This is a genomic window from Azospirillum oryzae (assembly GCF_900177515.1).
GTDB classification, from domain to species: Bacteria; Pseudomonadota; Alphaproteobacteria; order Azospirillales; family Azospirillaceae; genus Azospirillum; species Azospirillum oryzae_A.
In genome coordinates, this window is the sequence record NZ_FXAK01000002.1 from 762,391 (window position 1) to 780,697 (window position 18,307).

General features: G+C 66.4%; 13 protein-coding genes and 2 pseudogenes. 5 read left to right on the top strand and 10 right to left on the bottom strand.

The annotated features are described in order from the left end of the window. Positions 1 to 65: 65 nt before the first annotated feature. Positions 66 to 1,316: pseudogene (locus B9N97_RS36085) on the bottom strand (recombinase family protein); the annotation flags it as partial. A 164-nt stretch (positions 1,317 to 1,480) separates the two neighbouring features. On the opposite strand from B9N97_RS36085, the pseudogene B9N97_RS34750 reads away from it, so the two are divergent. Both B9N97_RS34750 and B9N97_RS06485 read left to right on the top strand, forming a co-directional pair. Then, positions 1,481 to 1,621: pseudogene (locus B9N97_RS34750) on the top strand (IS5/IS1182 family transposase); the annotation flags it as partial. A gap of 21 nt (positions 1,622 to 1,642) precedes the next feature. Then, a complete protein-coding gene (locus B9N97_RS06485) occupies positions 1,643 to 2,929 on the top strand; it encodes a site-specific integrase (protein WP_143266375.1) in 1,287 nt (428 codons plus the stop codon). Positions 2,930 to 3,092: 163 nt separating this feature from the next. Here B9N97_RS06485 and B9N97_RS06490 read toward each other — a convergent pair whose 3' ends face one another. Next, the gene (locus B9N97_RS06490) at positions 3,093 to 4,037 is read right to left on the bottom strand and encodes a transposase (RefSeq protein ID WP_085084471.1); all 945 of its coding nucleotides are present in this window, start codon (positions 4,035 to 4,037) and stop codon (positions 3,093 to 3,095) included. Positions 4,038 to 4,357: 320 nt separating this feature from the next. On the opposite strand from B9N97_RS06490, the gene B9N97_RS06495 reads away from it, so the two are divergent. Next, a complete protein-coding gene (locus B9N97_RS06495; protein WP_085084739.1) occupies positions 4,358 to 5,395 on the top strand; it encodes an IS256 family transposase in 1,038 nt (345 codons plus the stop codon). Positions 5,396 to 5,670: 275 nt separating this feature from the next. Here the strand turns inward: B9N97_RS06495 and glmS are convergent, their stop codons facing one another. The 4 genes from glmS to B9N97_RS06515 all read right to left on the bottom strand — a co-directional run bounded on the left by glmS (position 5,671) and on the right by B9N97_RS06515 (position 10,103). Continuing rightward, positions 5,671 to 7,497, bottom strand: coding sequence for a glutamine--fructose-6-phosphate transaminase (isomerizing) (glmS, locus tag B9N97_RS06505; RefSeq protein ID WP_085084473.1), 1,827 nt, complete (start codon positions 7,495 to 7,497; stop codon positions 5,671 to 5,673). 52 nt (positions 7,498 to 7,549) lie between these two features. After that, complete coding sequence (gene glmU / locus B9N97_RS06510) at positions 7,550 to 8,902, bottom strand: bifunctional UDP-N-acetylglucosamine diphosphorylase/glucosamine-1-phosphate N-acetyltransferase GlmU (protein WP_085084475.1); 1,353 nt, start codon at positions 8,900 to 8,902, stop codon at positions 7,550 to 7,552. A gap of 75 nt (positions 8,903 to 8,977) precedes the next feature. Beyond that, positions 8,978 to 9,163: a hypothetical protein gene (locus tag B9N97_RS34755; RefSeq protein ID WP_143266376.1), complete on the bottom strand. Its 186-nt coding sequence runs from the start codon at positions 9,161 to 9,163 to the stop codon at positions 8,978 to 8,980. Positions 9,164 to 9,767: 604 nt separating this feature from the next. Next, entirely contained in the window at positions 9,768 to 10,103 is a 336-nt protein-coding gene (locus B9N97_RS06515) for a hypothetical protein (protein WP_085084477.1), read from the bottom strand. 605 nt (positions 10,104 to 10,708) lie between these two features. Between B9N97_RS06515 and B9N97_RS06520 the strand changes: the two genes are divergently transcribed. Both B9N97_RS06520 and B9N97_RS06525 read left to right on the top strand, forming a co-directional pair. Continuing rightward, complete coding sequence (locus B9N97_RS06520; protein ID WP_167393202.1) at positions 10,709 to 13,159, top strand: bifunctional diguanylate cyclase/phosphodiesterase; 2,451 nt, start codon at positions 10,709 to 10,711, stop codon at positions 13,157 to 13,159. A gap of 297 nt (positions 13,160 to 13,456) precedes the next feature. Further along, positions 13,457 to 14,593, top strand: coding sequence for a GGDEF domain-containing protein (locus B9N97_RS06525; RefSeq protein ID WP_085084481.1), 1,137 nt, complete (start codon positions 13,457 to 13,459; stop codon positions 14,591 to 14,593). A gap of 8 nt (positions 14,594 to 14,601) precedes the next feature. Here the strand turns inward: B9N97_RS06525 and B9N97_RS06530 are convergent, their stop codons facing one another. From B9N97_RS06530 to B9N97_RS06545, 4 genes are read right to left on the bottom strand one after another with little or no spacing between them, the layout of a single operon-like run. Next, a complete protein-coding gene (locus B9N97_RS06530) occupies positions 14,602 to 15,660 on the bottom strand; it encodes a 5-oxoprolinase subunit C family protein (protein WP_143266383.1) in 1,059 nt (352 codons plus the stop codon). After that, the gene (pxpB, locus tag B9N97_RS06535) at positions 15,660 to 16,394 is read right to left on the bottom strand and encodes a 5-oxoprolinase subunit PxpB (protein ID WP_244560577.1); all 735 of its coding nucleotides are present in this window, start codon (positions 16,392 to 16,394) and stop codon (positions 15,660 to 15,662) included. Before pxpB ends, B9N97_RS06530 begins: the two co-directional genes overlap by 1 nt. Further along, on the bottom strand, positions 16,391 to 17,692 hold the full coding sequence (locus B9N97_RS06540; RefSeq protein ID WP_085084485.1) for a TRAP transporter large permease: 1,302 nt from the start codon (positions 17,690 to 17,692) through the stop codon (positions 16,391 to 16,393). Before B9N97_RS06540 ends, pxpB begins: the two co-directional genes overlap by 4 nt. A gap of 3 nt (positions 17,693 to 17,695) precedes the next feature. Then, a complete protein-coding gene (locus B9N97_RS06545) occupies positions 17,696 to 18,205 on the bottom strand; it encodes a TRAP transporter small permease (protein ID WP_085084487.1) in 510 nt (169 codons plus the stop codon). Positions 18,206 to 18,307 lie beyond the last annotated feature (102 nt).

The window sequence follows — 18,307 nt, forward strand, 5'->3', positions numbered from 1 at the left end:
TGGGCACGCGCGACGGCCGCGGCGAGAGGCTCCGGCTCCCCCATCAGGGCGCACAGATCGGTCCAAACCAATTCGTCGAGTTGGCCTGCGGGGATATGGCGTGCCGGGCAGCCTGTGGCCCGGTGGGAATAGACGCTGTGTGCTTTGCCGTTGCAGAGGTAGTAGAAGTTCCGTCCGTTGGCCGCACGCGCGGTGCAGGCAAGACCGCAATGCCCGCAGCTCACCAGCGCGCGCAGAAGGTACTGATGAACGGTGTTGTTGCGCCGCGAGAAGGCGCGGTTGGTCGCCAACTTCGCCTGTACTTCGTCGAAGTGCGTTTGGCTCACCACGGCGGGCACCTGCCCGACCAGAAGCCACGTGTCGGCCGGTTGCGGCACCGCCGTGCCGTGCGGCCGGCCCAGCGGATGCGTGGCCGAGCGGCGGTGCGTGGGCGAGCGATAATGGGTGCGTTGCGCATAGACCTGCCCCGTGTAAGTCGGGTTGCGCAGGATTCCCCGGATCGTCGGGCATGACCAACGTGGCTTGCCCGAGGGAGTGGGCACGCCGCGCGCATTGAGATGCAAGGCGAGCTGCATCAGCGAGGTGCCCGGTTCGCGGTACATGGCGAACAGCTCGGCCACAACGGCGACCTCGGCCGGATCTGTTGTGACGCCATGCGGGTCACGCGGTCGATCCGGATCCATGCGATAGCCGTAGGGTGCATACGTCCAGGGCAGCAGCAGGCCGGCGCGCAGCTTGGCCAGCCGGCCGCGCCGCATACGCTCGGCAATCAGCGTCCGCTCGTATTCGGCCACCGCTCCCCGGATTTGCAGCAGCAAATGGTCATGCGGGTCGTCGCTCATCGGCCGGTCCAGGAACTCAGCGGCGCAGCCAAGACGCGCCCATTCCTCCAACAGCACCATCTGGTGCACGTAATTGCGCGCCAGCCGGTCCGGCGCGGTGACGAGCACACGGTCACACTCGCGGCTCTTCACGGCATCGCGCAGACGATCGAGCCCTGGACGCGCCAATGTGGCCCCGCTGTAGCCATCGTCGCGGAACACATGGGCTGGGTCGAGAACCCAGCCCTCAGCCGTGTTCGCGTGCACATGCGCCCTCAGACGCTCGAGTTGCTGCTCAATGGTCTGGTGGTCGACTTGGTGGCTGGTCGACACACGGCCGTAGATCGCTACCCGCATGACACACCTCCGGCAGGATTGGGGACGCCGGCGCCGACGTCGGCGCGGTCGTAGTCGTCGCCCACTGCAGGAGGAGCCGGTAGGCCCGGTCCCAGCGCTGCTGCCCGCTGGGCAGCGACACACCGGTGCGCCGGACATTCCAAGGACGCTGCCTTTGCCGCTGCATCCGTCCCTCCCTGGTGAGTGACCTCACCGAAGAGTTGGGACACGCCGGCTTCCCGTAGCCTACCCCGTGCGCGCGGCCAGCTCAGCTGAAGCCGCTCCGTGCGCGTCAGGCAAAACTTGTCATTTGTGATTAGACCATTGAGCGTACCTTGGCCTGGTTTGCCCGCTTCCGCCGCCTCGCCGTCCGATACGAGCGGCGCGCCGACATCTTCACCGCCTTCCACCAAATCGCCGCCAGCCTCATCTGCTGGCGCTTCGTCCAGAGATGGTTCTGTTAGGCGCTCTTGGCCGATGGTGTCGTGGAACGCCTGCTTGCCGAGCACGCCCCTGGCGCGCTGGTTGACGACGCCGTGAAGAGGCTGCTTCGGCGGTGTGCGCTGCGCACCTTGTCCGAAGTGCATGCAATCAACGCCTGCCACGAACGCGGCGAATACCAACTCTCTCCCTGTGCCGATCCAGCCTTGGACATTCCGCTGGGACCGGTTCCCAATTTCCCTTCCCCGACGCCGAGCGTTCAGGCGCCTGAGGTGAGCGCGCGCCCCGAAAAGCCGGTCAAGTTGCTGTCGGAGGCCTACGCCGATTATGAGCGATTTATGATGTCCGGCCTTGCCGAAGGAGGCCGTTGGAGGAACCAGACGCAGCGCCAGAACGCGATGACGATACGTCTGTTTACGGAGCTTGTCGGAGACCGTCCCATTCACACCTACAAAAAAGGCGACGCGAAGTCGTTCAAAGCTGCGTTGCAGCTTCTTCCGGCCATGCATGGCCGTTCACCACAATGGCGCATGTCCACGTCCGAAGCGGTGGAACGCGTGAAAGCCCTTATGGCTGCTGGACAGGCTCTGCCCAACTGTTTGAGTGTAAAGACAATCAAACGACATATGTCGGCACTCTCTGGTCTTTACGCTTGGCTTGACGAGAATGCCGACGAGTACGGCTTCGAAGGAGATAATCCCGTCCAGGGGCACACTTACGGCAAGTCGAAGACCAAGCGCGGCATGTGGGATAGCAGCGATCTGCAGGAACTGTTCGCGACGCCGATCTGGACCGGCTGCGATCCGTCGCGGCGCGCCAAACCAGGGGCAGCGATCATTTTCAGCGCCTACTACTGGTTCCCACTGATCGCCACCTACCACGGCCTGCGCCAAGAGGAAATCGCTCAACTCCGCGCTGTCGACATCCAGCAAGAGGACGGCGTTTGGATCATGAATATTCATGATGAGAGAGACAACAAGGTCAAGAACGAGGCGGCAGAACGCCACGTGCCAATCCATAAGAAGCTGATTGATTTGGGATTTCTGGAATACGTCGCCGCCTTTCGCGCCAAGAGCGACGATCATCTTTGGCCCACTTTGAAGCGGAGCGGCCCTGATGGAAAGTACGCCCACTACTATACGCAACGCTTCACATCCTACTGCCGCCAGACGAAAATGTACGACCCGACGCGTCCGTTTCATGCCATGCGCGCCTCCTTCCGGACGTTCCTTGAGGAAACGGAAGCGAAGTCAGCCCATATCTCAAAGCTGATCGGCCACAGCCTGAACGGGACGCTTAGGCGCGAGGTCGTGTCCCATTGGGTGGTGTAGCAACCGTGTTCAGCGAGGAAAGTTCGTGAACCGGGCGTGCTCCGCGTCAAGGCTCGCGCTGGCGCGCGCCCGCCCTTTGGGCGGCGGCGGCCTTGACCCGTCCGCGCTCCCGGTTCGTTTGGTTTGGCATGCGGTCGGCGACGAGCGCCGACCTTCGGCACTCTCAGGCGGGGTTGGCCTCCCAGGTTGCGCCTTTGGCCAGCATGGCGTTGAGGCGGACGACCAGTTTGCGTGCGCAGGCGGTCAAGGCGAGCTTGGATGGCTTTTTGCGCTGGATCAGGCTGTTGTAGAAATCCGCGATGGCGCCCTTTGTGTTGGTGGCGGCGGAAAGCGCCGCCAGATAGAGGGCGCGCCGAACATCGGCACGCCCGCCAGCGATATGGCGGTGTCCCCGCATCTTTCCGCTGTCGTGATCGAAGGGCGCAACACCGACGAGGGCTGCAATCTTTCGACCCGACGTCCTTCCCAATTCAGGCAGCAGGGCGGCTAGAGTTGCCGCCGTCACGGGACCAACCCCTGGCGCGGTCTGGAGGGCCTGGATCGTCTGTGAGAGGACCGGCTGAGCTTTGGCCGCCTGACAAATGGCCGCGTCCAATGCATCAACCTCGCGAGCCAGATATTCGACGGCACGGGATAGCGCCTCCTGCGCCGCAACCGGGGCATGAGCGATGCTCTTGTGCAGATCGGCCCGCTTGTCGACGAGTAGGCGACGCGCCTTGATCAGGCCGGCCAATTCCTCGCGAACGGGATCGTCGGGAAGCGAGGGAACACTCGTCTGGCTGGCGGTAAACTCAGCGATTACTGCGGCGTCGAGGCTATCGTTCTTGGCCCGCCGCCCCTTCGCTTTAGCGAAAAAGCGTACCCGCGCCGGATCAAAAACCCGGACCGAGACACCAGCCGTCCGCAGGGCATCACGGATCGGCCGCTCATAGCCGCCGCTGGCTTCCAGGCCGGCCACGGTTACATTTCGTTCAGTGAACCATGCCACCACCTCCTGGTGCCCCTGGGGAGAATTGACCACCCGGAGCGGGGCCACGCCAGGAAAGATGTCAATATCCAGAAAGTCCTTGCCGCAATCGATGCCGGCCACCCGCGTTTGTTCAGACATCCTCGTGATCCTTCCTTGTGGTGCGAGCTCAGGCTCACGCAACCGTTCGGACTTCAAGGAAGGTTGGTCGCCCTCAAGCTACACCACGGCTTTCCTGCCAAGGAGCTGGCGGGGTCGGCCAACCTGGGCGGTTGGTCGTCGCCAGCCGCCCAGGTCTCAATATGGAATCGCGCGACACACAAGGAGCTGTGGGGAACCGGCCCGCCGTAGCGCCCTTTCCTGGCTGGGGTAGGCGGGCCGGTTATCCACAGCGGGCGGTCATCGTGGTTCTTCGGTAAAGTCTGGTCACCACAACACAACCTTGAACGGGAATGACCACGATGACCGATGAGATGATGGCGCTTCGCGCGATGCTTGAAAAGGGCGCGGATGCCGATGTTCTGCGGGAGATGATCGGCTTTGCCGCTGAGCGCTTGATGGAACTGGAGGTGCAGGGCCTGACCGGCGCCGGACATGGCGAACGCTCGGCCGAGCGGCTGTTCCAGCGCAACGGCGATCGGGATCGCGACTGGGAAACCCGGGCCGGCACCGTCGAGCTGCGCATTCCCAAGCTGCGCAAAGGTTCCTACTTCCCCGGCTTTCTGGAGCCGCGGCGGATGGCCGAGAAGGCGCTCACCGCGGTGATCCAGGAGGCCTGCATCCAGGGCATCTCGACCCGCTCGGTGGACGATCTGGTCCAGGCCATGGGGATGTCGGGTATCTCCAAGAGCCAGGTCAGCCGGCTGTGCGAGGAGATGGGCATGGACATCGGCCCGTCGGAGGCCGAGACCTTCTGGATCGAGTTCCTGCGTAAGCTGAAACGCCGGGGGCTGAATGGCGTCAAGCTGGTGATCTCCGACGCCTATGGCGGCATCAAGGCCGCCGTCACCCGTGTTTTCCAGGCGACGTGGCAACGCTGCCGGGTGCATTTCTCCGGGACCGCGCTTGCCCATGCCGGCAAGAGCGGCCGGCGCGTCGTCGCCGCCTTCATCGCCACTGCTTTCGCGCAGGATGATGCGGCATCTGCACGCACACAGTGGCGGCAAATGGCCGATCAAGTCCGGGCCAAGCTGCCGAAGCTGGCCGCCCTGATGGACGAGGCGGAAGAAGACGTTCTGGCTTACATGACCTTTGCCAAGGAGCATCGGGCCAAGCTCCACTCGACCAACCCGATTGAACGACTCAACGGCGAGATCAAGCGGCGCACCGAGGTCGTGGGTATATTTCCCAACGAGGAAGCGATTACACGCCTCATTGGTGCCATCCTCTTGGAACAGAACGACGAATGGGCTGTCCAGAGGGCACGCTATATGACGCTGGAAACCATCGCACCTCTCGGCGATGATCCCCTCGTCAGCCTGCCCGCCGTGGCCGCCTGACAATCCCGGCCAGACCAGCCGGAGACCATGTAGTCGCCGCCACGCCCAGTACCGCGCCCTTCCTTGTGGAAGAGGGCGATCCTGTCCTCGTCGAACGCATAACGGCGGCGAGCCATGGCACCTCCGGGGTACGGCTACCTCTTTCGATGGTGCGCCGAATCCCCAGACGGTGCAAGGTCATTCAGGATGACACTTTGTTCTCAAGTATGACGGTTTATTCTTCAGTATGAGACATTATTCTCCGTGAACAACCGGCATTGCGAACGGCTGTCCCTTTACTCCACCGTCACGCTCTTCGCCAAATTCCGCGGCTGGTCAACGTCGGTCCCCTTCAGCACCGCGGTGTGATAGGCCAGCAGCTGCACCGGGATGGCGTACAGCAGCGGCGCCACCAGCGGGTCGCAGGCCGGCAGTTCGACCGACCAGCGGACCTTGTCCTTCAGCTTGTCGATGCCCTTGCGGTCGGCCAGCAGCAGCACCTTGCCGGAGCGGGCGCAGACCTCCTGCACGTTCGACACCACCTTCTCGAACAGGGCGTCGGACGGCACCAGCACGATCACCGGGACATTGTCGTCGATCAGCGCGATGGGGCCGTGCTTCAGTTCGCCGGCAGCGTAGCCTTCGGCGTGGATGTAGCTGATCTCCTTCAGCTTCAGCGCGCCTTCCAGGGCCAGCGGGTACATGGCGCCGCGGCCGAGATAGAGCACGTCGCGCGCCTCCGACACCTCCTGCGCCAGCTCCTTCAGCCGCTCGTCATGGGCCAGCACGTCGGCGGCGCGGGCGGGGACTTCGCGCAGGGCGTGGGCGATCTGCTGCATCCGCTCCTGGTCGATGGCGCCGCGGGCGCGGCCGACGGTGACGGCAAGGCAGGCCAGCGTGGTCAGCTGGGTGGTGAAGGCCTTGGTCGAGGCGACGCCGATCTCCGGACCCGCCATGGTGTAGAGAACGGCGTCGGATTCGCGCGCGATGGTGCTTTCCGGCGCATTGACGATCGACAGGATCTTCTGGCCCTGGCGCTTGCAGTACCGCAGCGCCTCCAGCGTATCCAGCGTCTCGCCCGACTGCGAGATGAACAGCGCGATGCCGCCCGGCGGCAGCGGCGCCTCGCGATAGCGGAACTCCGAGGCGATGTCGACCTCGACCGGGATGCGGGCCAGCGTCTCGAACCAGTATTTGGCGACGAAGCCGGCGTAATAGGCGGTGCCGCAGGCGACGATGGTCAGCTTGGATGCGCCGGCCAGATCGAAGGGGAAGTCCGGCAGCGAGAAGGCGCCGGTTTCCGGGTTGATGTAGGCGTTCAGCGTGTCGCCGATGACCTGCGGCTGCTCGTAGATTTCCTTGAGCATGTAGTGCCGGTAGCCGTCCTTGCCGATCAGGGCGCCGGACACCGCCGTGGTCTTCACCGGACGCTCCACCACCGCATCCGAAGCGTCGTGGACGATGGCGGCGGTGCGGCTGACCTCGACCCAGTCGCCGTCCTCCAGATAGCAGATGCGGTTGGTCAGCGGCGCCAGGGCGAAAGCGTCGGAGGCCAGATACATCTCGCCGTCGCCATAGCCGACGGCCAGCGGCGTGCCGTGGCGGGCGCCGATCATCAGCTCATGTTCGCCGGCGAAGATCAGCACCAGGGCGAAGGCGCCGGTGAAGCGCTTGAAGGCGGCGGCCGACGCCTGGACCGGCGTCATGCCGTGCTGGTCCAGGTAATAGGTGACGAGGTGGACGATCACCTCGGTGTCGGTGGCGCTTTCGAAGACGTAGCCGTGGCCGGTCAGTTCGTCCTTCAGCTCCTGGTAATTCTCGATGATACCGTTGTGGACGACGGCAACGCGCTTGGTGGCGTGCGGGTGGGCGTTGTTCTCCGTCGGGCCGCCATGGGTGGCCCAGCGGGTGTGGCCGATGCCGACGGTGCCGGACAGCGGCTGGTCGCGCAGCTTCATGTCCAGATTGCTCAGCTTGCCCTCGGCGCGGCGGCGCTCGATGTGGCCGTTCACCAGGGTGGCGACGCCCGCGCTGTCATAGCCGCGGTATTCCAGCCGGCGCAGGCCTTCCACCAGCCGGGGGGACGCGTCGTGAATGCCGTTGATGCCGATGATGCCGCACATGGACCTGATGCTCCTGAAAAGATGCCGACCGGAGAGAAGACCCGAACCGACCTTACGCCTTTTTCGCTTTCTCGTTTTGCTTCCGTTCGCGGAAGCGCTTTGCCCAGCCGGCGTACAGCTTCTGGCTGCCGCGGGCGACGGCCAGGGCGTCGGCCTCCACCGCCATCGTCACCACGCTGCCGGCGCCGACGATGGCGCCGTCGCCGATGACGACCGGAGCGACCAGCGCGCTGTTGGAGCCGATGAAGGCCCCGGCGCCGATCTCCGTCCGGCTCTTGGTGAAGCCGTCGTAATTGCAGGTGATGGTGCCGGCGCCGATGTTGGCCTTGGCGCCGACGCGGGCGTCGCCGATGTAGGTCAGGTGGTTGGCCTTGGCCCCGGCCTCGATCACCGCGTTCTTCACCTCGACGAAGTTGCCGATGTGGACGTCCGGACCGATCTCCGCACCCGGACGCAGGCGGGCATAGGGGCCGATGACGGCGCCGCTGTCGATGCGCACGCCTTCCAGATGGCAGTAGGGCTTGATCTCCACCCGGTCGCCAACCGTCACGCCGGCGCCGAAGAAGCAGCCGGGCCCCACCACCACGTCGCGGCCCAGTTTGGTGTCGACGCTGAGGAAGGTGCTGTCGGGGTCGATCAGGGTGGCGCCATTGTCCATCGCCGCCTTGCGCAGGCGGCGCTGCAGCAGCTTCTCCACCTCCGCCAGTTCGGCGCGGGAATTGACGCCGACCACCTCGGCCGGGGCGGCCTCCACCACGGCGCAGGCCATGCCGGCGCGCCGCGCGATCTGGACCACGTCGGTCAGGTAATATTCCGACTTGGCGTTGTCGTTGCCGACGCTGCCGATCAGGTCGAACATGCGGGCACCGTCGAACGCCATCAGCCCGGCGTTGCACAGGGTGACCGCGCGCTCCTCCTCGCTGGCGTCGAGATACTCGACGATCTTCTCCAGACCGCCGCGGGCGTTCAGGATCAGCCGGCCATAGGCGCCGGGGTCGTCGGGGCGCATGCCCAGCACGACCACCGCCGGGTCGGCCGCCTGCCGGCGCGCCTGGACCAGCGCGCGCAGCGTGTCCGGCGTGACCAGCGGCGTGTCGCCGTACAGCACGATGACGTCGCCGGTGAAGCCTTCCAGCAGGCCGAAGGCGGCGCGCACGGCATCGGCGGTGCCGCGCTGCTCATGCTGGACCGCGGTGGGGTAGGGGGCGACGGCGGCGGCCACGCTGTCCATGCCGGGGCCGACCACGACCACCACATGGTCGGGATCGAGCGTCTTCACCGCGGCCAGCACATGCCCGACCATCGGCCGGCCGGCAACCCGGTGCAGCACCTTGGGCAGATCGGATTTCATGCGCGTGCCCTTGCCGGCGGCGAGGATCACGCAGGCGAGCGGACGATTGGCCATGGTGGTGTTCCTGGTCGGACCTTGTGTGGAGGGGGAAACCGGTCGCAAAAGGCGTTGTACTTGAGCCGGGAAAGGTTAAGACATCACTGCCGGAATGGACGAGGCTTCTTCCGGAGTGGGCGCCGCACCATCGGCAATTCCGAAGGTGGTGTGCCACAGCACGCCGGAAAATCCCAAGTCAACTTTTGTTTCAATCTGCAATAAACGAATGTTTCCAAAGGGTTGCCTGCCCAACATCCTATGTTTTCCGTCGGTGGTCATCCAGCGTCGCGATGGCGTCATTCGTCCTTTGCCAGCGGTTCGCCCGACATGTGCAGATTTCGAGTTTTTTCAGTGACATGTGTCCGGTGATGGCCGCGATCTCCAGAGCCGGACAGCCGGCCTCCGCCGGCAGTGAGGCAGAGGCTTTCCGCAAGCCATGGAGAACCTAAGCCTTCACCTCCAGATGAGCTTTGATGGCCAGACATGCGGCGATGAAAAATCCAGTTCTGTTCCAGGGATGTCCGGAAGCGGGGGTTGACCAGTATTGTTACGGAGGTAGCGTTTCTCTTCCACTCCGTCAACTCGACCTTTAGGTCCGCTTGGCACGGTACCCACAGCCGGGTACCGGTCTTATTCTGGGTAACCTGGATCGCCGAGCCGTCATAATCATCCCACCGCATCGTAACGAGGTCCAATGACCTCTGGCCGGTGTGAAGCGCCGGAACCACGGCGCGGCGCATAAGCTCCTCGACGTTGGCGATGGCGAAATCGACCGCCCGGTCCGGGCACCATTCCCATTCGCCGAACTGCAGCCGTTCGGCACCGGCCGAGTTCTCTTCGCCCGGCCGGTAACCGGATGCCCCTCATTGGCGACCCTGCGCCTTTACCCGATGCGCCCCCGGGATGCGCGGGACTTGCTGAAATCCATGACGCCATCGTCCTTGCCGGACCCCGTGCTTCTGCCACCGCCTGCGACCAGATCAAGCTCGTGGTCGGACAACTCTCGACCATCTCCGGCGTCTGCGACCTCTGCCCGGAAGCCTTGGTCGTCTTCGATCAGCCGCATGGGCACCGGCAGGGCGACGCCGAAATGCTTCAGCACAGCGGCGTTCAGGTCGGCTTTGGCTTCGGCACGAAATTCCGGGTCCTGCTCCAGCTTCTGCAATGCCGCGCCAACCGCATCGGCACCGTACGTCTCGACCAGATCGATATTGTTCATGTCCGCTCCCAATACAGATACTTACATTAGAGAGGCCTATTGGAGGCTCATGTGTCACCGTGCCAATAAGACGGCGTAATTGCGGGAGAGCAAGATAAAATAGTTTGCTGTAGATGTCCCGCCATATTCATGCTTGAACCGACGCACGTTCTAGGCTCGGGTGGTGTGTGATTGCAGCGCTGCCGCCAAATATTTCAATCCGCTGCGCGATCAGCCATTCATGCCATCCCGGCTGCGGATTTTTCGCAATCGAAGGAAGGTCGCTACCCGTAGCTGTATGCTTCCGGTTCCCCATTCTCCGTCGGCCCACCTGCGTCGGATCGCTTTTTTCAATGGCGGTTTGTCTGTATCGGCGCAAATCGCCGAAGGACTGGCGGGATACCGGTCATGGGCAGCTTGACGTGAACGAAAGATTGGTGCGCCTGCTTTGCGAGCTGTTCTCATAAGCGGAAAATTAACTGAGGGCGGAGTAGAATAATCGCACCGTCCGGAATTTGGTAACCGCTGCGATGATCTCCGCACGAACTCCAGGAAACTTCGATCATGCCACGGGCGATGCTCGTCGCCTGAACGTGGTCGGCCTGCTTTTTTCCGCTATGGTTGTGTTGACCATTGCGTTCGTGCTGTTCATGGCGCTGGAGACGGCGCGCCGGATCGACATGACCACGGCGGAGCGGACGAAGGACGAGATCGCCGACGCCGTCGCGGATCTCGGTGCCGCAATGGGGAAGAAGGCCGAGGAATACAGCCTGTGGAACGACGCCGTCGACCATCTGGTCGTCGGCTACGACCCCGTCTGGGCCAACGCCAATGTCGGCCCCTATGCCGAGCGGCTGTGGGGTCTAGACCGTTCCTATGCCTGGAACGGCCGTGACGGGCTGATCTACGCGTCGAAGGACGGCGCCCTGCGCGACGACATGGACGCGGCGACCGGCGAGGCCGCCGATCTGCGGCCGGTGCTGGCGGCGGCGCGCGCCGCCGGAAAGCCGGTCAGCGGCATCGTCCATATCGGGCAAATCCCCTTCGTCTTCGGCGCGCGGGTGATCGCGTACGAAGACGGGCATGATCCCCTGCCGCCGAACCCAGACCGGCCGGTCCAGGTCTTCATGACCCGGCTCGAGTCGGAACTGGCGAAGCTGGCAAGCTCGCGCCGGATCGCCGATCTGCACGTGGCCGAGGCCGGCGGGCCGGCTCCGGCGGCTGTCGTCAGCCTGCCGCTGGAGAGCATCGCCGGGCAGCAGTTCGGCGTGCTGACCTGGACGCCGGAGCAGCCCGGCCGCACCCTGGTTCGCGAGACGGCGCCCTATGCCGGCGGCTTCGCGCTGGCGCTGCTGGCCCTGCTGTTCCTGTTCCAGCGCGTGCTGCAACGGTTGAAGCGGCAGGAACCGCTGCGCCTCAGCGAGGCCCGGCTGGCCCAGTCGCAGCGGGTCGCAAAGCTGGCCTACACGGTCCATCTGCCCGAAGACCTGCTGGAGGTCTCGGCCAATTTCCGCGAGCTGGTCGGGCTCGAACGGGTCGATCCGGGCGACGGAAGCGAGCGGCTCACCGTCGGTCAGCTTCTCGACCGGGTGGTGCCGGAACAGCGGCCGGACGTGCAGGACGCCTATCGCCGGGCCTGGGCCGAGAATGCGCGGTTCGACATCGAATACCGCGTCGCCCGGCCGGGCGGCGATCATCTGGACCTTCAGGAGGTCGGGGAGCCCTTCCACGACGCCGACGGTCGCGTGCTGGGGCTGATCACCGCCATCCAGGACGTCACCGCGCGCCGCCGTGCGGAGGAGACGATCCGCCATCAGGCCAATTACGACGCGCTGACCGGGCTTCCCAACCGGCCGCTGTTCTATGACCGGCTGCGCCATGCGCTGCGGCGGGCGGCGCGCGACCGGACCTGCATGGCGCTGCTGTTCATCGACCTGAACCGCTTCAAGTGGGTCAACGATACGCTGGGCCACCAGACCGGCGACGTGCTTCTGCGCGAGGCGGCGCAGCGGATGGCGGCCTGCGTCCGCGGGTCGGAGACCATCGCCCGGATCGGCGGCGACGAGTTCACCGTCATCCTGTCGCAGGTCGGCGACCGGGCGGAGGCGGAAACGGTGGCCCGCCGCCTGCTCGAATGCCTGGGCGAGCCCTTCCACATCGCCGGCCAGACGCTGCACATCTCGGCCAGCATCGGCGTCACCTTCGCACCGGAGCAGGGGAGCGACCCCGAACTTTTGGTGAAGAACGCCGATGTCGCCATGTACCACGCCAAGCGGCAGGGGACGGCCAACTGGACCTTCTACGATCAGGCGATGGACGCCGACGCGCTCGACCACCTGCGGATGGAGAACCAGCTGCATGAGGCGGTGGCCAAGGGCCAGCTGGGGCTGTTCCTCCAACCGGTGGTGGAGGTCGGCAGCGGCCTGCTGGCCGGCGCGCAGGCGGAGGTGCGCTGGAACCATCCCGACCGCGGCCTGCTGGCCCCCACCGACTACCTGCATCTGGCCGAGGCGAACGGTCTGATCCTGCAGATCGGCGCATGGCTGCTCGATGCCGGTTGCCGGCAATTGGCGGGCTGGCGCGACCGCGGCGCCGCGGGCTTGCGGCTGACCGTGCCGGTGTCCACCCTGCAGCTCAAGCATTCCGACTTCGGCGATCAGGTCGCCGGCTGCCTCGCCCGTCATGGGGCGTCGCCGGACCGGCTGATCCTGGAACTGCCGGAGGCCGCCATGCTGGCGCCGTCGGCGGAGATGACGCGGACCATGCAGTCGCTCAAGACGCTGGGTGTCACCTTCTCCGTCAGCGGCTTCGGCACCGGCTATGCGTCGCTCGGCCATCTGCGGCGGCTTCCGGTGGAATTCCTGAAGATCGACCGGGGCATCCTGCTGGACATGATCCGCAGCCCGGCCAACCGGGAGACGCTGCGCGCCATCGTGGCGCTGGCCCGCAGCATGAACCTGACGGTGATCGCCGAAGGCATGGAGACGGGAGAGCAGCAACTCCTGGCCGGCGAGGTCCGCTGCGGCTTCGCGCAGGGGGGCGTTCCTCGGCCGGCCCATCCCGGCCGAGGAGTTTGATCCGGTAACGGCGGTTCCCGCCGAAGCAACAGGCGAGTCGCTGTGTTCGGTGGTCGAGGAGAGCTGACAAGCCCCGAGGTGCCTGCTTTCGCGCCTTTCGGGCCGCTCCGCCGGGCGTCTTCGGCGCGTCGGCACCCGAAAGCCGGTTCCGATCAGGCAACCTCCCGAACAATACGCCGCATTTGCGACAAATCCTCGCGCATCCCGCTAGGATGTTCGCAATAAGCATATTAGGATAATCACACGAAGACAGATGCCTGAAGGTCGGCAACCCGACGGTTCGAAGGGGGGCGGCAGGTGGAGGAACCCAGCGCCACGGCGACGATCGCAACCGCCCTCGCGGGCGGTGTCGGGCTGCTGGCGCTGGTGACGCTCGTTTACGGGACGATCCTCTATCGGCTGGGGGAACGGCCCCGGATGCGGCAGCTTTGTCTGGGGCTGCTGTTCGGCATCGGCGGCGTGGCCGCCATGCTGCAGTCGGTTCCCATCTCTCCCGGGGTTTTTCTGGACGTGAAGGCGGTGCCGGTCGCGCTGGCCGCTCCCTTCGGTGGACCGCTGGCCGCCATGCTGGCCGCCGGGATGGTGTCGGCGGCGCGCATCGCGATCGGCGGCGCCGGAACGATTCCGGGGGTGGTCGGCATCCTGGTGGCCGGTTCCGTCGGGCTGCTGCTGCAGCGGCTGGTGCCTGCTGCGGAGTGGCGGAATTCACGGCCGCTGTTTATCCTCGGCCCGGTTGCGTCCCTCCACTCCCTCAGCATCTTCGTGCTGCCGTGGGAGGTTGCGCTGCCGGTCTTCGTCGATGGCGGGATCCCCATCGCGCTGTTCACGGCGGCGGGCATCCTGCTGCTGGGCACGATGCTGGCGCGCGAGCGCCGCCGCGTCGACACCGAGCATATGCTGCGCAACGCGGCCTTGAGCGACCCGCTGACCGGGCTGGCGAACCGACGCGCCTTCTTCGCCTCCATCGACCGGGCCGTGGCCAGCGCGCTGCGCCACGACACGCCCGTGTCGCTGCTGATGCTCGACATCGACCATTTCAAGCAGGTGAACGACAGCCGCGGCCACGATGCCGGTGACGCCGTGCTGGTGTCGCTCAGCCGCCTGCTCCAGTGCAGCGTGCGGCAGAGCGACCTCGTCGCCCGTTTCGGCGGCGAGGAATTCGCCATCCTGCTTCCCAACGCGCCGGGCGACGGGGCATTCCTGCTCGCCGAACGCCTGCGCCGCGCCGTTCGCGATATGAGCATCCCGCAGGACGGCGCGATCCTGCATGTGACCGTCAGCATCGGCCTGTCGACCCTGGCCCCCGACATCGGCCGGGCCGACGCCATGATCAAGGCGGCCGACATGGCGCTCTACCGTGCCCAGCAGGGCGGCCGGGACCGCGTCTGCCGCCATGCCGATGCCGGCGTGAAGAGGCCGGAACCGGTATCCTGAGCGGAGCTTTACAGCAGGGGGATGTCGCTGCCGCCGTTGACGATATCGACGGTGCCGGAGATCAGGTTCTCGGCGTAGAGCGCCTCGAGGTCGATGCCGCCGGTGGGGCGCACCGGGCGGATGGCGCGGATCCAGCCGGCGATCGCCTGTTCCTGGCGGCGGCGGATCGCTTCGGCCTCCTCCACCGTCACCGCCTGGAAGGACAGGCCGTCGCCGGGGCGCAGGCGGCCGGCGCGGGCCAAGTCGGCGGAGATCACCGTGGCGATCTTGGCATAGCCGCCGGCGGTCTGGTGGTCGTTCAGCAGTAGGATCGGCTGCCCGTTGCCCGGCACCTGGAGGGAGCCGGTGACCAGCCCGTCCGACGGGATGTCGGCGCTGCCCAGATGCGCCAGCGCCGGCCCCTCCAGTCGCAGGCCCATGCGGTCGGCCTGTTTGCCGACGCGGTAGGTTGCCGACAGGAAGGTCTCCACAGCGTCCTCGGTGAAGCGGTCCTCCTGCGGTCCAAGCACGACGCGCAACGGGCCGGCGCCGTAATCCGGCGGTTGCGGCACTTCGACGTCCGGCCCGTCCGGGGCGGCCTCAAAGGCCAGCGGCAGCCGGTCGCCCTCGGCCAGCGGCCGGCCGCCGAGCGGGCCGATGCCGGCGCGCACGTAGGTGGACAGGCTGTCCATCACCGGCGCCAGCGCGAAGCCGCCGGCCACAGCCAGATAGGCGACGGACGCCCCGTCCACCGCGCCCAGCCGCAGAACGTCGCCCTGCCGCAGGGTGTGGCTGCGGTGCGGGGCCAGCGGTTGCGGGGCGTCGCCCTCGCGCTCCAGCGTCAGGGCCAGCGGGCCGACGGCGGCGATGCGGACGGCGGGCGCATCCACCCGCAGGGCAGGGCCGAGCAGGGCGATCTCCAGCCCCGCCATGCCCTGCGGATTGCCGACCAGCGCATTGGCCAGCCGCAGAGCCACCGGGTCGAGCGCGCCGGCCACCGGCATGCCCAGCTCCTGATAGCCGAAGCGGCCCAGATCCTGGACTGTGGTGAAGGGGCAGGGGCGGATGACGGTGAGGAAGCCGCTCATCACGCGGCCCTCAGGCTTGCGGGGTCGAAGCGGCCGGCGCTTGCCGCCTCGGCAATCCGGTCGAAGGCCGCGCGGTCCACCGCCTCGAAGCGCACGCGGTCGCCGGCGGCCAGCAGCACCGGATCGGGCCGGCCGCCGTCATAGAGCGGCACCGGGCAGCGGCCGATCAGATGCCAGCCGCCGGGGCTTTCCCAAGGGTAGACAGTGGTCAGCCGCCCGGCGATGGCGACGGAGCCGGCCGGCACCCGCACCCGCGGTTCCGTCCGGCGCGGCCGTTCCAGCTCGGCCGGCAGGTCGCCCATGTAGCCGAAGCCCGGCATGAAACCCAGCATATAGACGAAATACTCCACCGAGCCGTGCAACGCCGCCACCTGCTCCGCCGTCAGACCGATCCCGTCGCACAGCTCCGCCAGATCGTGGCCGAGGTCGGGGTCGTAGCAGACCGGCAGGCGCCACAGCCGCCCCTCCGCCGGGGCGGCGTCGCTGCCGGCCAGCGCCGCCTCGACCGCCGCCTGCATCTCGCGCCGGCCGGTCGCGACGGGATCATAGACCACCAGCAGCGAGCGGAAGGTCGGCACCGTCTCCACCAGGCCCGGCGGCGGCGCGGCCTTCAGCCGGGCGTGCAGGGCCATGACGCGGGCGTTGGTCGCCCGGTCGATGGTCTCGCCGAACTCGACGTTGAAGGCGGTGTCGCCGCAACTGGTGAAGCGGACCTCCACGCTGTCGCTCCTCACCCGATCATTTTCGACGGCAGCCAGGTGACCAGCCCGGGGAACACCCACAGCAGGACCACCATCACCACCATCAGCAGGAAGAAGGGCAGGCTGGCCTTGCCGATGGTGAAGATGTCCTTGCCGGTCATCGACTGCAGCACGAACAGGTTGAAGCCCACCGGCGGGGTGATCTGCGCCATCTCCACCACGATGATGATGTAGATGCCGAACCACAGAAGGTCGATCCCCGCCTGCTGCACCATCGGTAGGATGACTGAGGTCGTCAGCACCACCATGGAAATGCCGTCGAGGAAGCAGCCCATCACGATGAAGAAGAGGGTCAGCGCCACAAGCAGCGCCGCCGGCGACAGCTGCATGGTGGTGATCCATTCCGCCAGCAGGCGCGGGATGCCGGTATAGCCCATCGCCACCGTCAGGAACGCCGCACCCGCCAGGATGAAACCGATCATGCAGGAGGTGTGGGCGGCGCCGAACAGGCTGTCGCGGAAGGTCGTCCAGTTCAGCGTGCCGGTCACCAGCGCCAGCACCAGGGAGCCCAGCACGCCGATGCCGGCCGCCTCCGTCGGGGTGGCGATGCCGACATAGATGGAGCCCAGAACCGCCGCGATCAGCAGCATGACCGGGATCAGTGCGCCGGTGTCGCGGATCTTCTCGGCAAAGCCCTGTGCGGCCTCCGGCGGCGGCACCCGGCCGGGATTCAGCAGCGACCAGCCGCCGACATAGGCCATGAACAGGCCGGTCAGCACGATGCCGGGAATGACGCCGGCGATGAACAGCCGGGCGATCGACACGTCGGCGGCGACGCCATAGACGATCATGATGATCGACGGCGGGATCAGCAGCCCCAGCGTGCCGGCCCCGGCCAGCGAGCCCAGCGTCATCATCGGGTCGTAGCCGCGCCGGTTCAGCTCCGGAATCGTCATGCGGCCGATGGTGGCGGCGGTGGCGGCCGAGGAGCCGGACACCGCGGCGAAGATCGAGCAGCCGATGATGTTCACATGCATCAGCCGGCCGGGCAGCCAGCCGGTCCAGGGCGCCAGCCCCTTGAACATGTCGGACGAGATGCGGGTGCGGAACAGGATCTCGCCCATCCAGATGAACAGCGGCAATGCCGTCAGCGTCCAGGAGGTGCTTGCGCCCCAGACATTGGTCGCCATCACCATGCCCACCGGCCGCGCGGTGAACAGCGCCATGGCGACGAAGCCGACGCCGGCCAGCGCCAGCGCCACCCAAACGCCGGCCCCCAGCATCAGGAACATCGTCACCACGACGACGATGGATGCGGTCGTCTCGTCCATCGCTCAGCCCTCGCTCTGCATGCCGGCATGCTGGTAGGAGGCGTCGCGCCCCTGCAGCACGGCCAGCAGATCGTCGATCAATGCTACGACCAGCACCACCAGGCCCGCCGCCATCAGCGCCTGCGGGATCCACAGCGGGATCGGCAGGACGCCCTGGCTGAGGTCGCCGAAATCATAGGAATCATAGGTCATGCGCACCCAGTACCAGGCGAAATAGGTGCTGAGCGCGGTGGCGAAGCCCAGGCACAGCAGTTCCAGCGCCCGGCGCGGGCCGCCGCGGAGCCGGTCCACCAGCACGCCGACGCGGATATGGGCGCCGCGGCGCAGCGCAGGTCCCAGCATCAGGAAGAAGGACGCGGCCATGCAGTAGCCCGCCAGTTCGTCGGCGCCCGGCACCATGCGGTCGAACAGGCGGCTCGCCACCTGGGTGACGATCAGGACGGCGATGGCGGCGAGCGAAACCGCGCCCAGAATCTCGGCGGTTCGGTAAAGGATGGACAGTGCGGTGCGCATGGCGCAACCACCTCCTGCGGTCGGTCTTGGCGGACGGGGGGCGGATGGGGGGCGGAACGGGCGTCGGAAAGCGGGATGCCCGGCCGGCCGCCCTTGCTGCTG